The organism is Spirulina subsalsa PCC 9445, assembly GCF_000314005.1.
Taxonomy (GTDB): domain Bacteria; phylum Cyanobacteriota; class Cyanobacteriia; order Cyanobacteriales; family Spirulinaceae; genus Spirulina_A; species Spirulina_A subsalsa.
The window spans coordinates 4,745,409-4,766,596 of the sequence record NZ_JH980292.1; the positions used below are offsets into that span (position 1 = coordinate 4,745,409).

Consider the following 21,188-nt stretch of genomic DNA (forward strand, 5'->3'; position numbering starts at 1 on the left):
CAGTTTAAGGTTTAACAGGACAAAGGTTTCTAGCCCCTCTTCCCACAGACTCAACGGGAGGGAATTTGTATCGGACAAAAATCCATGATTTATCTTAGCAATCGTCGGAAAAAACCGCTCGGTTAACAGGAGCTCGTCCCCCATTGTCCTACACCCTGCTCTCCCTTAGATCCTTCTCCCCAATGCTCCTGAACTAGCGGGGAGGCTTGGAGGGAGGGTCGGTCAAAGTTCCGGTTCTGGTTTAGAATCCGGCAATTCTGGGCAATGTTGAATCTGATTGAAGGAATACCCCTGTTGCTGGAGTTGTTCGACAAATTGAGTATTGCTGGGGGGGGGTGGGGGTGGGGTGACGCTACGGTTTTTTTTCAGTTTGGCTTTTCGTCCCATAAGGCTTGCTCCTGTCGTGACATCCTCCCGACACCGACCCTACGGGTACGGTGCGGGCTTCCCCATATTACTATGAGGTCTTCGGTGCTTCTACGGGAGGCTCTAGATGTCTTTTCAGGGACATCCCTGATAACCTTGTCCTCAACAGGCAGCTTGACCCCCAGGGCTGCAAGTCCACGTTGCTCAACAACCATCGCCGCCGCAACGTCCCTATCCGTTACAAACCCACAATGAGAACATTTGCTACGCAACGCTTTGCTACGCAACGCTTTGCGTTCACTTCGTGACGCTTTGCTACGCAACGCTTCGCGAACGTGAACGCGAACGTACAGTGCGGGGCTTCCCGACGATGAGCTAACTGGTACAAGATTTTAGCAACCAGCCTAGCACAATCCCTAAGCCCCCAAAGCGGACGGCTTGCCAAAAGGGTTCTTGTAAGGATTGCCAACGGAATAGACGACTTTCGAGTTGAACTTCAAGGAGATGTATCTGCTCCTCGATTTGCTCTAGTTCGGTTTTGAGGGGATGGTGTTTGGGGAGTTTTTGCCCTTTTAAGGCCTGTTGTTGCTGTTGGAGGTCTTTTAAGGTGTCGCTGTCCTGTTGGACTTGTTGGCGGCGCTGTTTGAGGTCTTGGAGACTTTGTTCTACTTGAGCGAGGGCGGTATTAAATTCTTCTTCCCAAAGGGGTTCGTCGGTTGGGGGCATCTTACATTACACTGGAAATCTAACCCGTGGATGGGTGTTTTTAAGCCTAATGTTATACCTATTTTGAGGTGTTTTATGTCTTTAGTTCCTCCTTCGGTTCAGTCGGAAGCGTTACAAGAAGTCAGTACGTTGGAGTTGGCGCAGGTTTTGGCGGAACGGTTAGCGATCGCACCCCAAGACTGGCATCGTCTCAAAGCTAATCGTAAAGCCCAAGCCAGCCAACAAATCGCCGCCGCGTTGGTGTTTCTGCTCAAGGATCAACCCCAAGAGGCGATCGCACGACTCCAACAAGCGACAGGATGGTTAGACCGCTCAATCTCGGCCCCCCCCTGTCCCACTCACGGCAAACCTTAACCCGCCTTTGGGTGATTCCGATTTCCCAAAACAATTTAAGGAAAACTTAATAGAAATTTAGGAAACTAAGGCTGTATCTTGGGGTTTGACTTCCTTCGAGAGTCGGAGTTGAGTTCCTCCCAGATTCCAGTGGACGTGATCAAAAATTTGGTATAGAATGCACAGACCTCGACCATGATCAAAGTCTTCTGGGGGTAAGAGGTCTTCCGGTTCAGGCCAATGGTCATAATTGGGACAGGTACAGGTGGGGTTAAAACCAGAACCTTGGTCAGAAATCACCCAAGAATAGAGGTTTTCGGTCACGGAAAACTGTACAGAAACGGTCTTACTGGGGTCTAGTTTGTTGCCATGTTTCGCAGCATTCACTAGCGCTTCTTGCAGTCCTAAACGGATTTCAGGTTGCCATTCTGGGGGAATTTTGGCTAACAGGAGGTCTAGGATAGGACATAAATAAAGCGTAGATGCGAAGCTCATGGTTTCCCAGTTCTGTTTCTTCGCCGGTAAAGAGATCGCAATCACAAAACTTACCTCTAGCTTGTTTCAAAATGAGCGGGTTGCAAAATTAAGTTGCATCATCTACGTTTGACCCCTACGTTCGACCCCTACGTTCGAGTGAATTGCTATGGGGTGAATTGCTATTGGATAACTTGGTAGTGGGTGGTCTACAGGCATGAGGACTCATAAACTATCACCAAAAAGAAAAAACACTAAGAATAAACAGGAAAGTGTTAAAAGCTAACCCATTTGAAAACGGATCCATCCCACATTTATGAGCGTTGATTGAATTGAGCTTGATTGAGCGGTACTCACGGCATGATTTAGGTTATCGTGGTTATCGGGTAACAGGGGGGTCAAAAAGCCCCGTGCTTGACCCCAGAGAATTGTTAGTGTGAGGAAATAGTGCCATTGCGGGTTTCGTGGTCAACCGAGCAATCGACGGCGAAATCCCTAGCCAAAAACGAACAGTTTTTAAAATCTTGTGTCTGCTCACGGTAAGCAAACCTTATCTAATGATTATTATAGCAAACTTTCAAGCCAAGATTGTCGGTTTCCCGTCTTGACAAAAAGTCTTAAATAAGCATTAAGATTTGATGAAGGGGGTCTAAAATGGACGAAAACCGCCTAATCTCGGCTTAGAAAGGCAACGGATTCAACGTGAGCAGTTTGGGGGAAAAAATCCGCAGGTTGAACTTTTGTCAGGTGATAGCCTCCCTCACAGAGAATTTTCAGATCCCGGGCGAGGGTAGCGGGTTTGCAGCTAATGTAAACAAGGCGAGAGGGGGAATAGGCTAGGAGAGAGTCTAAAACCCGGCGATCGCATCCCTTGCGGGGGGGATCCAAGATTACAACGTCGGGGATCACGTCTAGATGGGGGATCACCTCCTCCACCGCCCCCGTGTAAAACTGAACATTTTCAATCTGGTTTAACGCCGCATTGGTTTGAGCTTGGGCAATGGCAGCAGGCTGTAACTCAATGCCAATTGCTTGTTTAACATAGCGAGCAAAGGGGAGAGTAAAAGTCCCAATCCCACAATAGGCATCCACCAAAACCTCGGATCCCCGGAGATTTAACTCCCCTAAAATCGCCTCATACAACGCTTCTGCCCCCTCTGTGTTGATCTGAAAGAAGGGATCCGCCCCCAATTGGAACACTAAACCCGCGAATTCCTCCCGCAAGTAGGGTTTTCCGGCAATGCAACGGGTTTGTGAACCTAAAATCGTATTCGTGCGTTCTGGGTTGCTATTCACACAAACTCCTACTAAATTCGGATACCTTTGCATCCATGCTATGGATTGATCCCCAATGTGTTTTAGTTCAAAGTTAGTGGTTATTAGTGTAATTAGCATCTCTCCTGTCCGGCGACCAATCCGCAAAGAAAGATGACGCAAGCGCCCTTGATGACGTTCCTCGTTATAAATTGACCAGCCTTGAGCTTGAATATCTTGTTTAATCTCCGCCAGCAGAGGGTTTAACCGCTCATCCTGTACCGGACATTGATTCAAATTAACCAACAAATGGGATCCCTTACGATAATAGCCCGCTTGTACTTGACCTTGGCCCGAACGAGCGAGGGGATAGGTGGCCTTGTTGCGGTAGCCTAACATAGCAGAGGCAGGGAGGAAGGGCTCCAGAGGGGGATCACTAAACCCCCCAATTCTTAGGAGGGCTTGACGGATGATATTGAGTTTCAGGGTGTGTTGATAGGAGTCCTCAATATGTTGCCACTGACAGCCCCCACATTTATCCGCCACAATACACCGGGGACGAATGCGGTGGGGGGAAGGGGTTAAGATTTCTTGCAATTTGCCCTGAGCATATTGGCGTTTCACCTGAACTAGACGCACTAAAACCTGATCCCCCGTGACAGTATCCGGCACGAATACCACTCGATCCTGCCAACGTCCGACTCCTTCGCCGCGATCGCCCACATCCTCAATTTCCACCTGCAACAAGCTCCCCTGTTGCCATTCCTTAACGGCTTCCCCTACCATAATTTCTCCTCAATGTGATGCAGTATCTCAAAATTGTTAACTTTTCCTTGTCCTCAAACGGCGAAGATTTCCCGGATCCCAATCGAGAAACAAGAGAATCTAGGGAACACCAATAGGCCAATTCAAACAGATTACCTCAAACTCTTGTTCTCTCAAGAATGGAGGTAAGCATCCCCTTGACAGAGCAATTGTCCAGTGCCACTATGAGGAGTAAACATTGAGTAATTTAGGGCAAGTAAGGATTGAGTAAATCCCTTCAGCCCCAGATTCTATAACGTTCCAAGTCTCATGGAGGTAAGCGGACTCGAACCGCTGACATCCTGCTTGCAAAGCAGGCGCTCTACCAACTGAGCTATACCCCCGAAAAAAACCGCGCTCTTTTTTTGCGCGCATTTACTATTATACATCCTCTCTCAAAAATGTCTAGAGTTTAAGCAAAATTTTTTAGATGTGGGCTGTGGGGAGAGGGGGAGAGGGGGAATAGTGGCTAGTAGCTAGTGAATAGCCAAAACTCCTGACTATTGCCAATTCCCGATTCCCGACTCCCTAGGGCGCAAGCATTGCGCCCCTACACCGATTCCCGACTCCCGACTCCCTAAGCTAAATTGGCAAACTTCGTTAACTCCGGTTGGAATAACAGCTTAATTGTTCCCGTTGGACCATTGCGGTGTTTCGTAATAATCACCTCAGCCAGATTGCGATCTGGAGAATCGGGATTATAGTAAGAATCCCGATACAACATAATCACCATATCCGCATCTTGTTCAATAGATCCCGATTCCCTTAAATCTGACATCATAGGGCGTTTATTCGTCCGAGACTCCACACTCCGACTCAATTGAGAAAGAGCAATCACAGGAGCATTTATTTCCCGAGCTAACCCTTTTAAAGAACGGGTAATTTTTGCAATTTCTTGTACCCGATTATCTCCTCCCCCTTCCATTAACTGTAAATAATCCACCAAAACTAAACCAATTTTACCCCCTTTTTCAGCCTGTAATCGACGCACCTCTGAACGCATTTGCATGACGCTCAACGTTGCACTATCGTCAATATAAATAGGCAAATCTACTAATTCGCCAATCGCCCGAGAAATAGCCTCCATTTCTGTTCCCGAAATAGTCCCTGAACGTAAACGATTGCTTTCAATTCCGGCTTCCCCAGCTAAAACCCTTTGAGCTAACTGTTCTTTAGACATTTCTAAGCTAAAAACGGCCACAGGTAATTGATGTTGTTTTGCCACATTCGTGGCAATATTTAAAGCAAAACTGGTTTTCCCCATAGATGGCCGTCCAGCTACCACAATAAAATCCGACCGTTGGAAACCACTGGTCATGGCATCTAAATCATAAAAACCACAGGTATATCCGGGGAGTGATGTAGCCTCCTGTAAGCTAGATAATTCAGAAAATGTCTCAATTAAGGCATCAGAAAGAGGAGCTAAACCTTGTTGTGGGCGTTTTTGGGTAATTTGAAAAACTTTCTGTTCTGCTTGGTCTAGAACTTGTTCTAATCCTTGGGTAGTATCAAAACCCAATGTGCCAATTTCATAACTCACGCTAATGAGTTGACGACGGACATATTTATCCATCACAATGGCAGCATAACGGTCAATATTGACAGCAGAAACGGTTCTTTCTAACAGTTGGGTTAGTTTGGCAATACCGCCAATTTTATCAAGCAGACTGTGATCTTGTAACCAACTGGTGACGGTCATTAAATCCGTCGGTCTACCTCCATTATGTAAGGCAACGGCTGCTTGATAAATGGAACGATGGGCTTCTATATAAAAGGCATCGGCTTGTAGGGTGTCTAAAATCCGTCCAATGGCTTCAGGATCTAGTAAAATTCCCCCTAAAATAGCCTCTTCGGCTTCAATATTTTGGGGAGGGAGAACATCCCCAAGACTACTTAAATTGCTAATCATATCAGTAATTAGGGCTTGCTGAATAAGTCGGAGAGTCGGGGAATCAAGAATTATTACTTATTACCCAATCTTGACAAGTTAAGGCTCAATGTTAGAAGTCTAGGGAACGGGGGAGTCGGGAGTCGGGAATCGGGAGTCGGGAGTTGATTAGTATTCTCCATTACCTATTACCCAATCTTGACAAGTTAAGGCTCAATGTTAGAAGTCTAGGGAACGGGAAGGAACAGGGGAGGTGGGAAAATCCGGTTGTGTCCAAAATTGAAGTCAAGGGAACAGGGAACGGGGAACAGGGGACTTGACAAAATGCACACAAGCTTAACTTGTTCAAGTTGCTTATTACCTATGACCTCTTGCCTCTGGCCTGTTCCCAGATCCGGCGTTCCCTGTTCCTAGGGCCAAGGCGCCGCTTCAAACTGAGAAAATTGAGCTTCCAACAACCATTGTTGATTGGCTCGTTCATGATTGGCTAAAAAATTAGCACATCCGCTTGATATAGTCCCACTGCCGGGATTATCGCCTTGACAGGGAGCAACCAAAGAACGGTACTCTGGACTAGACCAGAGACTGTCTCCGGGCAGAAAACTATATTCCAAACTATTGCGAGCTAAACGTTTTAATTCTACATAACCTAAACCGTAGTGAATGGCGGCCTGCCAATACTCATGGCTGAGATCAATCCGGCCAATTCCTTCGTCATCTGTGGCTAACGTTACGGGGACTCCAGCTTTTAAATAATCGAGGAAGGGATGAGCGGGTCCGGTCACATTTAAAATCACGTCGTTACTGGTGAGACAAATTTCTACTAGGACTCCCCGTTGTGCCATAGTCGCAAGGAGATCCCAAGGATCATTTTCATAAAAAATGCTCACCCCATGCCCAATCCGCTTGGCTTGGGCGACTTCGACGGCTTCACGAATATGAAAACGTAATTCGCTGGGGGGGACTAAACCAAGGGTCAATTCTCCGGCATGGAGGGCAATATTGAGATCAGGTTCTTGACGATGGAGAAAGCCTAACATGGCCATCTGGAGGCTGTAGTCTCGTAGGGCGACGGGATGATCTTCTGGGGCGACTAGGTTTAAGCCGACGATATCGGGATGGGCTTTGATTAATTCTACGGCATAGACGAATTGAGCAAAAACCTGTTCGGGGGGGTTGAGGCGGTTGGTTTGCTGGATGTAGTTGACGGTGACGTTACAATGGCTGGGGCGGTTGGAGTGGTGACAACCGAGGGTTAGAAATAAGTCTTGTTGGAGGGTGTCGAGTTCGGCGACTCCCTGTTGAATGAGGGCTTGAAATTGGGGATTTTGTAGGAGTTGACGACGGGCGAGGGCAAAGGCTTGTTCGTCTCCTCGGCTGAGTTGTAATTCTGGGGCTAGGTCGCGGATGGCACGTCCTTGAATGGTGAGCATTAGCTCTAAATATTGGATATTTTGGGCGGCGGCGCGACGAATGACTTCGGCTACCATTCTAGGACGCATGGCGGTGTCACTGGAGAAGGCATCAAAGCCATCAAAGGCGGAGAAAAATTGGTTGTGTCCGGTTTGTCCGGCAAAGGGGAGATTGCGGACGGACCATCGGTCAATGAGGGCGTTGTAGAGGGGGATGTTGCGGAACACTTGGTCGGCTTGGATGTGACCGTTGGTGGAGCGGCAATCGGCGGGGGCGACTAAAACGAGGGCGTTGGGATCGACGCAATAGTTTTCTGAGGCAGCCCATCCAAGATAACTTTCGGCATAGACGGCTCCGGAGAGGTGGGAGTGGAGATCGGCGCCTTTGGGCATCCGCTGGACAAAGGCGCGGATTTGGGTGTGGCGATCGCGGTTGGCTTCAAACCAGTTGGCAATGTCTCGCTCTCTGGGGGTTTGGGGGGTTTCCTGGACTAGGGTGGGGGAGGGGGTTTCTGGGGTTAGGGTGCGTTGGGTGAGTGCGGGGCGGGGGGTTAATCCGGTGGTGAGGAGAACGGTCAGGAAGACCAGAAGGTGATGGGGTTTGAGCATGGATGTCTTGGATCAAGAGATGCTTTAGTTTAGCTCATCGTCGGGAAGCCCCACACTGTAGGAATGTCAGTGTCGGGATGAAAGACGGTTAGGGGAAGCCCGCACCGTACCCCTAGGGTCGGTGTCGGGAGGATGTCACAGGATTCTTTGACCGGGGGGAACGGTTTGATCCGGTTGCAGGAGAACCACTTGTTGATCGTCTAAAACTACTCCAAGCACTAGGACTTCTGAGCGAAAATCGGCGATTTGTCGGGGGGGGAAGTTGGTAACGGCGACAATCAGGCGATCGCGTAAATCTTCCTTAGAATAGCGTTGAGTAATTTGCGCACTGGATTTTTTAACCCCCAACTCCCCGAAATCAATCCACAGTTTATAGGCAGGTTTGCGGGCTTTTGGGAAATCCTCAACGCGGATAATTCTCCCCGTATGGATTTCGATTTTCTCAAAATCAGCGTAGGTGATGGTGGACATAAGCGGTGATTCCTGAGCATCACTCAATCCTACACAAAATCAGAGAGCGTTTCTGTCCCCTCTCTATGAGATCGGGGAGAGTCCAGTAGCCCTCCCCACCCCCCATACGTTAAAATTGGCGAAGTAATGTTTCACTCCTTAACAAAACAAAGGTCAAGAAGACTATGACACCATCTTTAGCTAACTTTCTGTACAGCCTACTGGCTGGTGCGTTAATCGTTGTTATCCCGGCAACGGTTGGTTTGGTCTTTATCAGTCTCAAAGATCGAGTGATCCGCTCTTAAATGGGAGTCAGGGTGCGATCGCAGATCCCCCAGAGATCCTGATCAGCTATACCTAACAGGAGTTGGGGAATCCTCCCAAACTCCTGATTTTGTTGTCAAGACTTGCTAGGATAAGAGTGACCGAGGAGAGCAGTAGTAATAATGGTTAATTTTGGCTGGAATTCCGCAAGCATCTTAGGGTTATTTTTAGCAGTGGCCGGGGCAGGTCTTTATTTTTTGCGCTCTGTCCGCCCTGAACTGTCGCGAGATTATGATATTTTCTTTTCGGCGGTGGGTTTAGCCTGTGGGATTATTCTCCTAACCCAAGGTTGGCGACTAGACCCGATCCTACAATTTGGGCAGTTTTTACTGGCCCTATCTACCGTCTTTTTCGCCTTTGAAACCATTCGGTTACGGGGTTTAGCCACAGAACAAGCCAAACGCAGCACTCCGGTAGTGGATGAAGATCGTCCCGTGAGTCGGTCTTATCAGGCCTATCGAGAACCGGAATATGACCAAATCGAGGCCTACGCGGAAGAACGCTATACCAATCCCCGACAGTTACGGGGGACAAAAGACCCTCGCAGCAATCGCCGAGATGCCTATGAAACGGAACCACCCCGCAGTCGGCGCAGTCGTCCTTCGGAGCGCCCGAGTACAGAACGACCCAGCGCAGAACGTCGCTCCCGTCGGTCGTCTCGTCCCACTCCCCCCACTTCTGAACGCTATGATCGCACGGATTCCTATACAGAGCCTTACAATAGCCCAGATGCCTATGATGCTTGGGGGGATGATTACAGCACCAGCGAGGAGGGCTATTCCTCCCGTCGTCCCCGTCGTTCTCCCTCGGAAGACTCTCCAACGGAACGACCGACTCGTTCCCGTCCCAGTCGCAGCAGTGAAGCCCCCAGTCGTCGTTATCAAGACGAGGAACCGGCTCCCTATGTGGATTATGTAGATTATCAACCCTATGATTCCGGTGAGGATGATTATTCTGAATCCGGGGAAGATAGGGATTCTGGCGGGACTTCCGGTTATGAGGAAGAACCTCGCACTGGGGGGAATTTTGATTATTAAGTCTGAATTTGTTGGGTATCCGCAACTTGGGCGCTAAAGCGCAATTACGAACCTTTTTCTGTGCAATCCTCGATCGGCTCTGGACTCTGGCAAACTTTCCGCTTTTGGGGGGTGGGAGTCTCTCTCCTAACGCTTTTAACAGCTTGTGGTGAGGCTCCCGCCCCACCTTCGGCGGTGTCTCTCAATAGTTTGTATAATGACGAGCAACCTGCTTTAAGTGGAGATGGTCGTCTGTTGGCGTTTATTACCAATCGTAATGGGGGGACGGAAATTGCGGTTTATAACCTACAAACCCGGCAATTTGTACAATTACGGGGGTTAAATCGGACGGGTGCGATCGCCCAAAGTCCAAGTCTGAGTCGCACGGGTCGTTATATTGTGTATTTAGTGAGCGATCGCGGTCGTCCAGTCATTGCCCTTTATGATCAAGCCTTAGAACGGTCAGAAATCCTCAACAATAGTTATCGTCACTGGATTCGCAACCCTAAAATTAGCCCCGATGGTCGTTATATTGTCTTTGAAACCTCCCGACGGGGACAATGGGATATTGAAGTGTTAGACCGTGGCCCCAACATTGAATTTGATATTGAGGATGGTAGTTTACTGCCATGACCTCCTCCCGACGACATCCCCCAAAGGTACCGTGCCAGACTTCCCCCAGCAAAAGCCAAGAGCAATATTCTTGAATCTTAAGCGGGTGAGGGGAATCGAACCCCTATTATTAGCTTGGAAGGCTAAAGTTTTACCACTAAACTACACCCGCTGGTTTTTCACTGAATTATCACTATAGCACAAGACTGAGCCGCAGACAACCCCTTGACCAACAATTTGGGTGCAAGCCCCATCATAAAAGTTTAGCGCAAGAAGGCTTTCTAGTTTAGCGGATCTGCGATAGGGTTGTGGAGTCAAGCGGCTTGTAGAAGAAGGATTGATCGGGGATGTCCCTAAAAAGCGGAAAGCCCCCACGCCATCGCACGGCACAAGGGGACGTACCAAGCAGAAATCTAGAACCACCCGTAGAAGCAGGAAAGTCTCATCATGATCGGGGGAAGCCCACGCTGTACCGCTTGCGGTCAGCGTCGGGAGTAAGTCACCTTCTCAGGAACAAGTCCCCTGCGGACTGTAGTGACAGATAGGGCTATTCTAGGGGATTGTTGCGATGTCAGATATTTTCATTATGGTGCGAAATCAAAGAAATAACGCGCTGACCTCAATTAGTGGGATTCCGTTTGTTACTATGTTGGAGCAAACGGGAATAATATTAGGAACAGAAACGGTAGATTTAGTATACGCCGATGCAGGTTTTGATGACTTACCCCAAGGACAGTACACTGTAATTGTCACCCATGAGAAGGTTACTCCTCAGTGGGTAAAACAGGATGTAGTCATTCAAGACATTGATGATGTTGTCTTATTAACGTTTATTTATTACGAACCTGAGCGAATTTTCCAGGGTGTAAAAGCGACTACCGAAAAACGATTATAACTATGACCATTAAGAGCATTCCTTCCTATTCTATTAAGGCTTTTCGCTATCGCGTCCATTGTTTAGGACAGGAATTATGGCGGGAAAAAGATCCCCAATCTCGGGCAAATTTGGCGTTACAGTTAGCAGATGTTGCCACCAGTTTAGCCCGTTTAGAAGCCCAAGAATTAGAGCGTTTGCTTGAGGAAGATTGAGTGAAGCGAGCCACCCCAACCGCAAGGGATGGGGAATTTTTGGGAATTTTTTTTAACAAAAATGTTGCGCAATTCCCCGTCCTCACCAAGAGAGGGAGGGGATGGATAGCACACCAGCCAACTGAGCGACAGTAAATCCAAAGGCAGCATTATAACACAATTAACCGCGAAAGTCAAAGCCAATAAACTTAAAAAAATCTTAAGAAAGTAACAAGAATTAACAGATTTCTCCGGCAAAATCTAAAACTTTGTTGCAGAAATGAAGCCCTTCCCAACAAACTGGCTAAACTGACTAAGTAACCCCATTCTGAATAGAGAATTGGTCAAACTAAGACTTGATCAAGGGGAATCGACCATTCACTGACCTTCACTATAGAGGACACACTAGAGGATATAACTATGGGAAAACCAACGGGTTTTATTGAATATCTACGCGAAGTCCCCTCAGAACTCTCCCCTTCAGAACGTATTCAAAACTGGGACGAGTTCCATTTATCCATGCCCGAGGAGAAACTCCGCACCCAAAGTGCGCGGTGTATGGACTGTGGAACGCCCTTCTGCCATACAGGTACAATTATTAGTGGGATGGCCAGTGGTTGCCCGATCAATAACCTAATTCCCGAGTGGAATGATTTAGTGTATCGGGGTTTGTGGGAAGAAGCCCTCGATCGTCTGCACAAAACCAATAATTTCCCCGAATTTACTGGCCGTGTGTGTCCCGCCCCCTGTGAGGGATCTTGTGTGTTAGGGATTCATAACCCCCCTGTTACTATTAAGAATATTGAATGTTCTATTGTTGACAAAGGTTGGGATGAAGGTTGGATCACCGCAGAACCGCCCAGCAAACGAACCGGGAAAAAAGTGGCTATTGTCGGATCGGGTCCAGCAGGTTTAGCCGCCGCTGCTCAGTTGAATAAAGCCGGGCATTGGGTCACAGTGTATGAACGGGCAGATCGTCCCGGTGGATTGTTAATGTATGGCATTCCTAATATGAAACTGGATAAGCGGGACGTGGTGTTACGTCGAATTGAACTCCTCGAACAAGAAGGGATTAAGTTTGTTTGTAATACCGAAATCGGCAAAGATTTATCGGCCGAAACCTTGCTCAATGAATATGATGCCGTTGTGCTTTGTACTGGAGCAACAAAACCCCGAGATTTACCCATTGAAGGGCGGGAACTATCGGGGATTCACTTTGCTATGGAGTTCTTAACGGCGAACACACAAACCTTGCTCGATGGAACCGGAATTCCCCCCATTTCGGCACAGGGGAAAGATGTAGTGATTATCGGGGGGGGTGATACGGGAACTGACTGTGTGGGAACTTCGATTCGTCATGGCTGCAACAGCTTAGTTCAGTTGGAAATTATGCCTAAACCCCCCAACGAACGGGCGGCGAATAATCCCTGGCCGGAGTGGCCGAAGGTTTATCGGATGGACTATGGTCAAGAGGAAGCGGCCGCTAAGTTTGGCGATGATCCTCGTTTTTACCTGACGACGGCCACGAAGTTTGAGGGGGACGAACAAGGTCAGGTGAAGGCCGTGCATACGGTGGATATTGAATGGCAGAAGGACGAACAAGGTCGTTTTAGCCCAAAACCGATTGCGGGAACTGAAAAGGTGATTCCTACCCAGTTGGTGTTACTGGCGATGGGTTTCTTGGGACCAGAACAACCATTGTTAGATGCCCTGGGACTGGAACGAGATGCCCGCAGTAATGTTAAGGCAGACTATGGGCAGTATGAAACCAGTTTACCCGGTGTGTTTGCGGCGGGGGATTGTCGGCGTGGTCAAAGTTTGGTCGTGTGGGCGATTAATGAGGGGCGGGGTGTTGCCCGTCAGTGTGACCTGTATCTGATGGGAGCTTCGGATCTACCGTAGCTTTTACTGATTATTTGTTTTATTGATTTTTGGAGGGATTGGATGATGTTATTATCTCCGCGCAAGGTTTACCATAATTTGGCGTTGTTGGAAAAGGTAGATGTGGCGACGAGCGCCCTTTACCGTCAACAGGCCCAAGAGGTGTTAGCGGATGAGTCGGTTAGTTTGACTTGGCGGCAGGCGATCGCACATCGTTTGAATGACGCGAATCATCGTCTGGAACTCAAGGTGGTGAGTCCTAACGATAGTTACTAATCAAAGACGGGGATTCTTCATTCATAGACTCGCCATAATTTGGCAGGATTTCTCCAACCAAACTAGAGGGCAAATCTTCTGAAGCGTTTGGGGTGTGGCAGAATTGATAATTAATTCCCCACACCCCCTATTCCTCATCCCCTATGACAAAACCCAACTTTCAAGACGAATTCGACATCATCGTAATCGGAGGCGGTCATTCCGGTTGTGAAGCCGCCCTAGCCGCCGCCCGCTTAGGCTGTCGGACTCTCATGCTCACCCTCAACCTCGATAAAATCGCCTGGCAACCCTGCAATCCCGCCGTCGGAGGCCCCGCTAAATCCCAACTGACCCATGAAATCGATGCCTTGGGCGGGGAAATCGGGAAAATGGCCGACCGTACCTACCTCCAAAAGCGCGTTCTCAATATCTCTCGCGGCCCCGCCGTTTGGGCCTTGCGCGCTCAAACCGATAAACGACAATATGCCCGCGTGATGAAAAATATTGTCGAACATCAAGAAAACTTGGTCATCCGTGAAGGCATGGCCACCGACCTCATCCTAGGCAAAAACCAAGAAATCCTAGGCCTAGAAACCTATTTCGGAACCTGTTTCGCGGCCAAAGCCGTTGTTCTCACCACCGGAACCTTTTTAGGGGGGAAAATTTGGGTCGGGACTAAATCCATGCCAGCCGGACGCGCTGGGGAATTTGCCGCCGTCGGTCTGACCGAAACCCTCAATAAACTAGGCTTTGAAACCGGACGACTCAAAACCGGAACCCCCGCCCGCGTCGATAAACGCTCGGCGGACTACTCCAAAATGGAAGTCCAACCCCCTGATGAACAAGTCCGTTGGTTCAGCTTTGACCCAGAGGTGTGGGTTGAGCAAGAACAAATGAATTGCTATCTCACCCGCACCACCCCAGAAACTCATCGTTTAATTCGGGAAAACCTGCACCTTTCCCCAGTTTATGGGGGCTTTATTGATGCCAAAGGCCCTCGCTATTGTCCCAGTATTGAGGACAAAATCGTGCGTTTTGCCGATAAGGAATCTCACCAGATATTCATTGAACCGGAAGGCCGAGATATCCCAGAACTGTATATTCAAGGCTTCTCAACAGGTTTACCGGAAACCTTACAATTGGCGATGTTACGCAGTTTACCCGGCCTAGAAAACTGTGTAATGTTGCGCCCTGCCTATGCGGTGGAATATGACTATCTCCCGGCGACTCAGTGTTATCCAACCCTGATGACTAAGTATATTGAGGGGCTATTTTCGGCGGGACAAATTAACGGGACAACGGGTTATGAAGAAGCGGCCGCTCAGGGGATTGTGGCGGGCATTAATGCGGTGCGTTTTGTCCGAGGGGAGCAGATGATTGTTTTTCCTCGGGAGCAAAGTTATTTAGGAACGTTAATTGATGATTTATGTACAAAAGATTTGCGTGAACCCTACCGGATGTTAACCTCTCGGTCTGAATATCGGCTCTTGTTACGGTCTGATAATGCCGATCAACGGTTAACGCCTATTGGTCGAAAAATCGGCTTAATTGATGACCGTCGCTGGGCATTATTTACGGAAAAATATGCCAAAATTGCGGCGGAAAAAGAACGGCTACAAACCACTCGGGTTAAGGAGAATGACCCGGTAGGATTGAAAATTGTGGCGGATACTCAGCAAAAAATTAAGGGGTCTATTACCCTAGGAGATTTACTCCGTCGTCCCGGTTTCCACTATGAGCATTTAGAACAGTATGGCTTAGGAGATACTGGGTTAAAACAAGCGGAAAAGGAAGGGGCGGAAATTGATCTTAAATATTCCGGTTATATCCAACGTCAGCAAAATCAAATTGATGAAATTGCTCGTCATGCCAATAAAAAACTACCGGAAGATTTGGACTACATGATGATTGATACTTTGTCAATGGAAGCCCGAGAAAAATTAACAAAAGTTCGTCCTTTAACGGTGGGTCAGGCTTCTCGCACGGGGGGCGTTAATCCGGCGGATGTTAACGCTTTGTTGATTTATTTAGAGGTACAAAATCGTCAGGCTGTAGCGGGGGCGAAATAATCGGTTCTATGAGGGGGGATTCATGGATTCCCCCCAAGATAGGGGCTGAAACTCTACAATCTCTCTCCCAGTCTCGGCGAAGGAATTTTAGGGCGTACTCCATTGTTGCTGAAAGAGTTATATAATAGAAAGAATGGGTCATCTGCTGGGTTGATTTATTCGGTTAAGTTCTATGAATAAATAAAGTGAAAGTCTTACACGGTTGTATGTGGGGGGACTCCCCCCACACCCCCCAATAAGCAGACTCCCTACCCTATCACTGTATTCTCCACAAAACCCATGTTAGAACAAGCTAGACACATCTATCAGAGAACCTCTCCCGCTAAAGCCATTGCTTTGGGGATTGGTGCGCTCGTCTTAGCCCCTACTGTCGCCTCATTACTAAAACCTGTGGCTAAGGCAACCATTAAAACGGGTTTGGTTTTATACGATAAAACGAAAGGAACTATTGCCGAGGCCGGAGAAGTTTTGGGGGATATTGTGGCGGAAGCTAAGGCGGAAGTGGTGGCGGAACAAGCCCAAAAAGAATCCCAAAATGCTCAACTGACAAGTCAAGCGAGTGGCGGTGAATTGTCTTAGTTCTTGATTGTTTTTTACCAGTTTTCCAATCAATTTTAGAGGAGTAGAATGTGCCAACACACTTTCGTTCTACTCCTTTTTTGTGTTGGTTGGCCTAGGATGCGCTACGGGACGCATTTCCTGCCGATTTAGGGGCTTGGGACTCCTGATAGAGAGATAAGCCACTTTTGATAATTCCTTTCAATACGGGTTTACCGAGTTTGACGGCGGCTGGTAAAACAATTGTTCCGGCGACGAGCGCTCCTAAGCCGAGTAGGGCGGTGGGGCTGCCTGTCTGACGATCTTCGATCATTTCCCTTAAATGGAAGGTTAAAACAGATTTATCCCAGTGAATCAATGACATGGTTAAGCGCGAGTATAGAATGGGTAAAGAGTAATTTAAAGCTTGGGGAGAGTTCCCCTTTGCTCCATATTATTGCATAAGTTTCTCAACAATTAACCGAGATCAGGAAAGATTTACAGGACTATATTGGTTTCGATGTGATGCTGGACGAGGGGGCGTAAACTGTTCAATCCGGCGGCGATCGCGGTTCCATTGTGGATAATCGTTGCCCAGAGGGGATTGAGTCCCACCGTTGCCGCCAAACCTAAGCCCAAGAGATTGGGCGCTACAACTAAAAAGGTATTCTGTTCAATCAAAGCGCGAGTTTCTTGGGCAATGGCGATCGCCTCCAAAACACTCCCGAGATCATTATTCATCAACACCACATCCGCCGTTTCCCGCGCCACATCTGACCCATCCTCAAAAGAAATCGACACATCCGCATAGGCCAAAGCCACCGAATCATTCAACCCATCCCCCACAAAAGCCACCGTCCGCCCGCCCCGGTGCAAATCCCGCACAATCTTCGCCTTGTCCTCCGGAAACGCCTCCCCATGCACCTGAGAGGGCGGAATATTCAACACCTGAGCCACCTCCCGCGCCCGTTGTTGCTTATCCCCCGTCAAGAGATGAATCCTCATCCCATAGTCCTCCTGCAACTTCTGAATCACCCGCGCACTCTCCGGCCGGAGGGGATCCGTGAACTGCATCACCCCCTCCAACCTGCCATCACAGGCCAGATAAATCAACGAGAACCACTCCGAAAGACCGCCCAGGGGAAAAACATCCTTTTGGGCCTCTCCCCAGTCCAAGCCCTGTAAATCCCCCAGCACCACACCCTGTTCTTGTAAAAACTTCTCACTCCCCACCAACACCCACACCCCATCAACCACCGCATCCATGCCTAACCCCAGTTCATAATGCCAGTGATCCCGAGGTAACAGATCAACCCCCTGCCCTTGGGCATACTCTACAACCGCCTCAGCGATGGGATGGGTAATTCTCTGTTCCGCCGAAGCCGCCAACTGAGCCAAACGCTCAAAGGAAAAACGGTCAGTCAGTCGCCCCAACCCTACCACCTTAACCTGACCTTGGGTGAGGGTTCCGGTTTTATCAAAAACCACCGTATCCACTTCCGCTAATAACTCCAACGTCCGCCCACTACGGACTAAAATCCCGTGACGGGTAGTATGACTTAAGGCCCCTAAAAAGGCCGTCGGCATCGATACCCGAATCCCCGTCACAAAATCCAACGTTAGAATCGAAGCCGCCCGCGCTGCGTCTTGGGTCGTCAGCCACACCAACCCCGCTAAGGTCAGAGAGGGCAGAATCAACCGATCCGCCACCTTAGCCGCATAGTTCGCCATACGGGTATCATGGACGGGGGCTTTTTGTAATAACTCAATACTGGCGGCCGCCCGGGTTTTTTCTCCCACCCGCTCACAAGTTAGGCGAATTTGACCAGACCGGACTAGGGTAGAAGCATAAACTAAGGTACCAGGCACCGCCACAATGGGCATAGATTCCCCGGTGAGTTGTTGCTGGTCAATGGTCGCTTCTCCTTTGATGACAACCCCATCCACGGGAATCCGTTCTCCGGGATAAACCACCACCGTTTCCCCCACCTGCACCGCATTACTGGGGATTTGGGTAATTTGTGCGTCTCGTTCCACCCAAGCAAAACGCCCAATGGTATCTAACAAGTCGGCTGTTTCCTTTTCTGTCGAACGGGCGGTTTTTTCTCGGATCAAGTCCCCCAGTTCATGGAGGGTAATCACGAGGGAGGGGGTGATTAATTTGCCTTGAAAACTGCTTAAAATCAGGGCGAGGAAGTCCAGACCGTCAATATTTAGTTTTCGGTCTACCCATAAGCTCTTAAAGGCTCGTTGGGAAACGGGAAAGGCGGCGGCAACGAGGGCGGCACGGGCGAAGAAGCGTAGGGGTAAGCTTGCCCATCGGTAACTGGCAAAGGCTAAGAGGGTGGCTGTGGTGGGTAGGGCGAGACTAGACCATTGTTCTAGACCCTCGAAGCGGGGGGGATTAAGTTTGGGGGGGGATGGGAGGAGGGGGAACGCCTCAAGGACGGGTTGCAAGACTTGCCAAAATCGCCGACAAACTTCTGTCGGGTCTGAGGTGGAGTGATAAATCACCACGGAGGCGGCGGAGGGGTTAATTCGGCAGTTTTCCACCCAAGATTGTAGGCGTAACTTGGCCTGTAAGGACTCGGTGAGGGGCTTATTTTTTTGGACTTGCGGCACTCGTAAGCGTACCCGACCGGGGACGGTGTGAATGAGGGTGGGGGCGGTTAGGTCAGGGGAGGAGGGGGAGGACATGAGGGGGGGAGGGGGAGCAGGGGAGTGGGGAGTGGGGGGTAGGGAGTGGGGGGTAGGGAGAGGGGGAATTAAGACTTATTCCCTATTCCCTGTTCCCTATTCCCTAGTTAGATTCGGAATCTTGACTAGCGGTTTCTAGAATATTCATTAAACGCAGACCTAGTTCTAATTCGCTCAAATTACCCGTGTGGTAATGAATGACGATGGAGGAGGCTGCACGGTTGACGCGCACATGGATCACTTGCTCCTCGGCGTTGAGGAGTCGTTCTAAGCGTTTGGCAAAGGCGGAATTACTACTCAGTTCGGGGATGCGTAGGCGAATGCGGCCGGGGACGGAATGAATAATCGTAAATCGATCATCGCCAAAGCTGGGGGGAGTTGGAGTGGGGGCGGGTTGAGGAGGGGTGGGGGTGGCGGCGGAGGGTTTTTTCAGTTCTCGGAATACCTGTCGAGAAATACTTGCAACAGCTAGGTTCACGAGGAGGGCATTGGCTCCCCGCAGTTGAAAACGACTGGTAACAAATAATCCTAAGATGACGGGTAGAATCATCTCGACTTCTCCGTGTTCTTGGAGAAACTCAGAGATTTGCTGGGAGTTGGGGGAGGTTTGTTCTAAGGTGGCAATGGTTTGTTCCATAGTTCGGCTAACTGAATCTGAGGGAGTTTCTGGATTATAATCCAGAGAGCAGGCTGGGCTGAATCTTGTCTTAAAGCTTGTGCTACAAGGCTTTGGGGCAAAATTTAGACCGTTTAAAACGACAGGTTTTTAACAGATTTTTGGGTTTGTATTGAGAATCTATTGCAAGAGTCTTTCCTGAGAATAGCAGGAATAATTAGCAAAAAGCAAGTTTTCCTTATTGAGAAATATTGCAAAAATGAATAGGTCTGAACCGCCGAGAAGCGCCGCGCTATATCGTGAGGTGATTACGGGAAAATAGCGGGAGCATGAAAGCCTCCCTTTTAAGTGGGGGATGAAATGCGACACGAGCGGTTTTAACCGCCGTGATGTTAATTTCTTTCCAACGATGTGATAGCCTACGTTGGCGCAGCCTGCGCGAAGCGCATAGATTTAAGAGTCAAGAACTTAGTCAAGAATCATTGTCTAGCTAAATCAATCAATGATGCGGCGTGGTATCAGTTTCGAGAATGGATAGAGTATTTTGGGGCTAAATTTGGTAAGATAACGATTGCTGTCGCACCGAACTATACAAGCCAAAACTGTTCAAATTGTGGTGAAACTGTTAAAAAATCTCTATCGACTAGAACCCATCAGTGTAAATGTGGGTGTGTTTTAGATAGGGATGAAAACGCCGCTATCAACATTCTTAAGAAGGGGTTGAGTACCGTAGGGCATACGGGAACTTTTGGGATAGACCCAATAAACGCTTGGGGAGAGAATACCTCTACTTTTTCAGAAGTGATTTTGTCTAAGCAAGTAATCTCAATGAACCAAGAATCCCCGTCTATGCAAGAGCGGGGAGTGTCAATGGGCAAGCAAAAAGCCTTGGAAACTCATGTTTTCAAGGCTTTAAGGGGGATTGCTGCGAGGAGGGTTAGGAGCCTAATTCTAAAGTTTTAATACTTTGTTCAAATTCGGGTAATAAGCGGTTAAATTCTTCGGAAGTGGCGGCGTAGGTGACGATCCAAATTTGCTCGCCTTCTTGAATCATGTAGAAAAGCTGTTTAATTTTGGCGCTGTCGGTGTCAATTTCTCCCACGAGTCGGCCGGCTTTTTTTCCATTTTGAAGATCGACCATTTGGGGTTCTTCTAGGGTGTAGAGGGCGGCTAATTGTTCTTTGGCGGCTTCCATGTAGGTTTCGATGCCAATTTCTGAGGGGATGTTTTCGGTGGCGATATTTACATTGGTTAGAAAGCCCGAGGTGGCGGCACTTTGGGGGTCAAAGGCGAGGAAGGCGATCGCATCGGGATTTTCCTTAATCCCGGCCAATCGGTCGGCATAAGCGGGATTAATGGCGGTTAATTGGGCTTCGAGTCGGTTTAAATCGGTTTTAGGATTGCCCCCTTGATACCGTGCGGGGAGTTGGAGGGCTAAACCATTGCCTTGTATGGTTTGCCACCCATTTTGAGTTCCTTCCTCCTCGGTGGGGGTGCTGTCTGCTGCGGTGGTGTCAGGATTGGTCAGTGTGGCACCTGTGTTAGGGGATTCCACCTCTGAAGGGGTTGCACCATTTTGGACGGTTTCCCCCGGAGAGGTAGCGTCGCTGGTGTCTGGTGTATTGCCACTACAAGCGACTAAGCTGGCTAACACGAAGGTACTCAAGAGCGATCGCTTAACAAATTGAAGCATAAAAAAATGTCCTCGCTGGGTTCAACTCTTCTCAGCTTAACCTTTCTTCAGAAAAATTATCATTTTGAGACTAGGGGACACAAGAGTTGCACCCTTGGTCGAGA

21 protein-coding genes, 2 tRNA genes and 2 pseudogenes are annotated in these 21,188 nt (G+C 48.8%); 11 read left to right on the forward strand and 14 right to left on the reverse strand.

Going from position 1 to position 21,188, the window contains the following annotated elements:
* Window positions 1-222 precede the first annotated feature (222 nt).
* From SPI9445_RS30800 to SPI9445_RS0121630, 3 genes and pseudogenes are all read right to left on the reverse strand, one after another.
* Window positions 223-387 (reverse strand): hypothetical protein, encoded by a 165-nt coding sequence (locus tag SPI9445_RS30800; protein ID WP_017306881.1) that lies wholly within the window; start codon window positions 385-387, stop codon window positions 223-225.
* Between the two features lie 86 nt (window positions 388-473).
* Window positions 474-629 (reverse strand): annotated as a pseudogene (locus tag SPI9445_RS32250) (RNA-guided endonuclease TnpB family protein); the annotation flags it as partial.
* A 112-nt stretch (window positions 630-741) separates the two neighbouring features.
* The gene (locus SPI9445_RS0121630) at window positions 742-1,092 is read right to left on the reverse strand and encodes a sll0565 family protein (RefSeq protein ID WP_017306883.1); all 351 of its coding nucleotides are present in this window, start codon (window positions 1,090-1,092) and stop codon (window positions 742-744) included.
* A gap of 75 nt (window positions 1,093-1,167) precedes the next feature.
* On the opposite strand from SPI9445_RS0121630, the gene SPI9445_RS0121635 reads away from it, so the two are divergent.
* Window positions 1,168-1,446 (forward strand): DUF6439 family protein, encoded by a 279-nt coding sequence (locus SPI9445_RS0121635; protein ID WP_017306884.1) that lies wholly within the window; start codon window positions 1,168-1,170, stop codon window positions 1,444-1,446.
* 57 nt (window positions 1,447-1,503) lie between these two features.
* On the opposite strand, the gene SPI9445_RS0121640 is transcribed toward SPI9445_RS0121635, so the two are convergent.
* The 6 genes from SPI9445_RS0121640 to SPI9445_RS0121665 all read right to left on the reverse strand — a co-directional run bounded on the left by SPI9445_RS0121640 (window position 1,504) and on the right by SPI9445_RS0121665 (window position 8,337).
* The gene (locus tag SPI9445_RS0121640) at window positions 1,504-1,965 is read right to left on the reverse strand and encodes an ATP-binding protein (protein WP_017306885.1); all 462 of its coding nucleotides are present in this window, start codon (window positions 1,963-1,965) and stop codon (window positions 1,504-1,506) included.
* A 603-nt stretch (window positions 1,966-2,568) separates the two neighbouring features.
* Complete coding sequence (gene rlmD / locus SPI9445_RS0121645) at window positions 2,569-3,939, reverse strand: 23S rRNA (uracil(1939)-C(5))-methyltransferase RlmD (RefSeq protein ID WP_017306886.1); 1,371 nt, start codon at window positions 3,937-3,939, stop codon at window positions 2,569-2,571.
* A gap of 289 nt (window positions 3,940-4,228) precedes the next feature.
* Window positions 4,229-4,301 (reverse strand) — tRNA-Ala (locus tag SPI9445_RS0121650).
* A 233-nt stretch (window positions 4,302-4,534) separates the two neighbouring features.
* On the reverse strand, window positions 4,535-5,866 hold the full coding sequence (gene dnaB / locus SPI9445_RS0121655) for a replicative DNA helicase (protein ID WP_017306887.1): 1,332 nt from the start codon (window positions 5,864-5,866) through the stop codon (window positions 4,535-4,537).
* A 389-nt stretch (window positions 5,867-6,255) separates the two neighbouring features.
* On the reverse strand, window positions 6,256-7,866 hold the full coding sequence (locus SPI9445_RS0121660; protein WP_017306888.1) for an adenosine deaminase family protein: 1,611 nt from the start codon (window positions 7,864-7,866) through the stop codon (window positions 6,256-6,258).
* Between the two features lie 135 nt (window positions 7,867-8,001).
* Window positions 8,002-8,337 carry a tRNA-binding protein gene (locus SPI9445_RS0121665; RefSeq protein WP_017306889.1) on the reverse strand — a complete coding sequence of 112 codons (336 nt, stop codon included), beginning with the start codon at window positions 8,335-8,337 and terminating at the stop codon, window positions 8,002-8,004.
* A 164-nt stretch (window positions 8,338-8,501) separates the two neighbouring features.
* On the opposite strand from SPI9445_RS0121665, the gene psbX reads away from it, so the two are divergent.
* From psbX to SPI9445_RS0121675, 3 genes are all read left to right on the forward strand, one after another.
* Window positions 8,502-8,621, forward strand: a complete 120-nt coding sequence (psbX, locus tag SPI9445_RS28930; RefSeq protein ID WP_071525320.1) for a photosystem II reaction center X protein — start codon at window positions 8,502-8,504, stop codon at window positions 8,619-8,621.
* 141 nt (window positions 8,622-8,762) lie between these two features.
* On the forward strand, window positions 8,763-9,677 hold the full coding sequence (locus SPI9445_RS0121670; RefSeq protein WP_017306890.1) for a Ycf66 family protein: 915 nt from the start codon (window positions 8,763-8,765) through the stop codon (window positions 9,675-9,677).
* 60 nt (window positions 9,678-9,737) lie between these two features.
* Window positions 9,738-10,289, forward strand: a complete 552-nt coding sequence (locus tag SPI9445_RS0121675; protein WP_017306891.1) for a TolB family protein — start codon at window positions 9,738-9,740, stop codon at window positions 10,287-10,289.
* A gap of 80 nt (window positions 10,290-10,369) precedes the next feature.
* On the opposite strand, the gene SPI9445_RS0121680 is transcribed toward SPI9445_RS0121675, so the two are convergent.
* Window positions 10,370-10,440, reverse strand: a tRNA-Gly gene (locus SPI9445_RS0121680).
* 396 nt (window positions 10,441-10,836) lie between these two features.
* Here SPI9445_RS0121680 and SPI9445_RS0121685 point away from each other — a divergent pair.
* From SPI9445_RS0121685 to SPI9445_RS0121715, 6 genes are all read left to right on the forward strand, one after another.
* On the forward strand, window positions 10,837-11,163 hold the full coding sequence (locus SPI9445_RS0121685; protein WP_017306892.1) for a hypothetical protein: 327 nt from the start codon (window positions 10,837-10,839) through the stop codon (window positions 11,161-11,163).
* 2 nt (window positions 11,164-11,165) lie between these two features.
* Window positions 11,166-11,357, forward strand: a complete 192-nt coding sequence (locus tag SPI9445_RS0121690) for a hypothetical protein (protein WP_017306893.1) — start codon at window positions 11,166-11,168, stop codon at window positions 11,355-11,357.
* A 399-nt stretch (window positions 11,358-11,756) separates the two neighbouring features.
* Window positions 11,757-13,238 carry a glutamate synthase small subunit gene (gene gltD, locus SPI9445_RS0121700; RefSeq protein WP_017306895.1) on the forward strand — a complete coding sequence of 494 codons (1,482 nt, stop codon included), beginning with the start codon at window positions 11,757-11,759 and terminating at the stop codon, window positions 13,236-13,238.
* 42 nt (window positions 13,239-13,280) lie between these two features.
* Window positions 13,281-13,493 (forward strand): hypothetical protein, encoded by a 213-nt coding sequence (locus SPI9445_RS0121705; protein ID WP_193379266.1) that lies wholly within the window; start codon window positions 13,281-13,283, stop codon window positions 13,491-13,493.
* Between the two features lie 143 nt (window positions 13,494-13,636).
* Window positions 13,637-15,541, forward strand: a complete 1,905-nt coding sequence (gene mnmG / locus SPI9445_RS0121710) for a tRNA uridine-5-carboxymethylaminomethyl(34) synthesis enzyme MnmG (protein WP_017306897.1) — start codon at window positions 13,637-13,639, stop codon at window positions 15,539-15,541.
* Between the two features lie 279 nt (window positions 15,542-15,820).
* Window positions 15,821-16,120: a DUF5132 domain-containing protein gene (locus tag SPI9445_RS0121715; protein ID WP_017306898.1), complete on the forward strand. Its 300-nt coding sequence runs from the start codon at window positions 15,821-15,823 to the stop codon at window positions 16,118-16,120.
* 94 nt (window positions 16,121-16,214) lie between these two features.
* Here the strand turns inward: SPI9445_RS0121715 and SPI9445_RS0121720 are convergent, their stop codons facing one another.
* The 3 genes from SPI9445_RS0121720 to SPI9445_RS0121730 form a co-directional block, all read right to left on the reverse strand.
* Complete coding sequence (locus tag SPI9445_RS0121720) at window positions 16,215-16,463, reverse strand: hypothetical protein (RefSeq protein WP_026080004.1); 249 nt, start codon at window positions 16,461-16,463, stop codon at window positions 16,215-16,217.
* Window positions 16,464-16,576: 113 nt separating this feature from the next.
* Window positions 16,577-18,775 carry a heavy metal translocating P-type ATPase gene (locus tag SPI9445_RS0121725; protein ID WP_017306900.1) on the reverse strand — a complete coding sequence of 733 codons (2,199 nt, stop codon included), beginning with the start codon at window positions 18,773-18,775 and terminating at the stop codon, window positions 16,577-16,579.
* Window positions 18,776-18,878: 103 nt separating this feature from the next.
* Window positions 18,879-19,412 (reverse strand): HMA2 domain-containing protein, encoded by a 534-nt coding sequence (locus SPI9445_RS0121730; RefSeq protein ID WP_017306901.1) that lies wholly within the window; start codon window positions 19,410-19,412, stop codon window positions 18,879-18,881.
* A 381-nt stretch (window positions 19,413-19,793) separates the two neighbouring features.
* Between SPI9445_RS0121730 and SPI9445_RS31495 the strand changes: the two are divergent.
* Window positions 19,794-20,354: pseudogene (locus SPI9445_RS31495) on the forward strand (RNA-guided endonuclease InsQ/TnpB family protein); the annotation flags it as partial.
* Here SPI9445_RS31495 and SPI9445_RS0121740 read toward each other — a convergent pair.
* Entirely contained in the window at window positions 20,329-21,084 is a 756-nt protein-coding gene (locus SPI9445_RS0121740) for a hypothetical protein (RefSeq protein WP_017306903.1), read from the reverse strand. The pseudogene SPI9445_RS31495 and the gene SPI9445_RS0121740 overlap by 26 nt on opposite strands.
* Window positions 21,085-21,188 lie beyond the last annotated feature (104 nt).

Excerpts from the sequence above, each read along its gene's own strand:
- SPI9445_RS0121685 (WP_017306892.1), top strand. The coding sequence starts at position 10,837 with ATGTCAGATATTTTCATTATGGTGCGAAATCAAAGAAATAACGCGCTG.
- SPI9445_RS0121635 (WP_017306884.1), top strand. The coding sequence starts at position 1,168 with ATGTCTTTAGTTCCTCCTTCGGTTCAGTCGGAAGCGTTACAAGAAGTC.
- psbX (WP_071525320.1), top strand. The coding sequence starts at position 8,502 with ATGACACCATCTTTAGCTAACTTTCTGTACAGCCTACTGGCTGGTGCG.
- SPI9445_RS0121630 (WP_017306883.1), bottom strand. The coding sequence starts at position 1,092 with ATGCCCCCAACCGACGAACCCCTTTGGGAAGAAGAATTTAATACCGCC.
- SPI9445_RS0121720 (WP_026080004.1), bottom strand. The coding sequence starts at position 16,463 with ATGTCATTGATTCACTGGGATAAATCTGTTTTAACCTTCCATTTAAGG.
- rlmD (WP_017306886.1), bottom strand. The coding sequence starts at position 3,939 with ATGGTAGGGGAAGCCGTTAAGGAATGGCAACAGGGGAGCTTGTTGCAG.
- dnaB (WP_017306887.1), bottom strand. The coding sequence starts at position 5,866 with ATGATTAGCAATTTAAGTAGTCTTGGGGATGTTCTCCCTCCCCAAAAT.
- SPI9445_RS0121705 (WP_193379266.1), top strand. The coding sequence starts at position 13,281 with ATGATGTTATTATCTCCGCGCAAGGTTTACCATAATTTGGCGTTGTTG.
- gltD (WP_017306895.1), top strand. The coding sequence starts at position 11,757 with ATGGGAAAACCAACGGGTTTTATTGAATATCTACGCGAAGTCCCCTCA.
- SPI9445_RS0121690 (WP_017306893.1), top strand. The coding sequence starts at position 11,166 with ATGACCATTAAGAGCATTCCTTCCTATTCTATTAAGGCTTTTCGCTAT.
- SPI9445_RS0121670 (WP_017306890.1), top strand. The coding sequence starts at position 8,763 with ATGGTTAATTTTGGCTGGAATTCCGCAAGCATCTTAGGGTTATTTTTA.
- SPI9445_RS0121725 (WP_017306900.1), bottom strand. The coding sequence starts at position 18,775 with ATGTCCTCCCCCTCCTCCCCTGACCTAACCGCCCCCACCCTCATTCAC.
- SPI9445_RS0121740 (WP_017306903.1), bottom strand. The coding sequence starts at position 21,084 with ATGCTTCAATTTGTTAAGCGATCGCTCTTGAGTACCTTCGTGTTAGCC.
- SPI9445_RS0121715 (WP_017306898.1), top strand. The coding sequence starts at position 15,821 with ATGTTAGAACAAGCTAGACACATCTATCAGAGAACCTCTCCCGCTAAA.
- mnmG (WP_017306897.1), top strand. The coding sequence starts at position 13,637 with ATGACAAAACCCAACTTTCAAGACGAATTCGACATCATCGTAATCGGA.
- SPI9445_RS0121665 (WP_017306889.1), bottom strand. The coding sequence starts at position 8,337 with ATGTCCACCATCACCTACGCTGATTTTGAGAAAATCGAAATCCATACG.
- SPI9445_RS30800 (WP_017306881.1), bottom strand. The coding sequence starts at position 387 with ATGGGACGAAAAGCCAAACTGAAAAAAAACCGTAGCGTCACCCCACCC.
- SPI9445_RS0121730 (WP_017306901.1), bottom strand. The coding sequence starts at position 19,412 with ATGGAACAAACCATTGCCACCTTAGAACAAACCTCCCCCAACTCCCAG.
- SPI9445_RS0121660 (WP_017306888.1), bottom strand. The coding sequence starts at position 7,866 with ATGCTCAAACCCCATCACCTTCTGGTCTTCCTGACCGTTCTCCTCACC.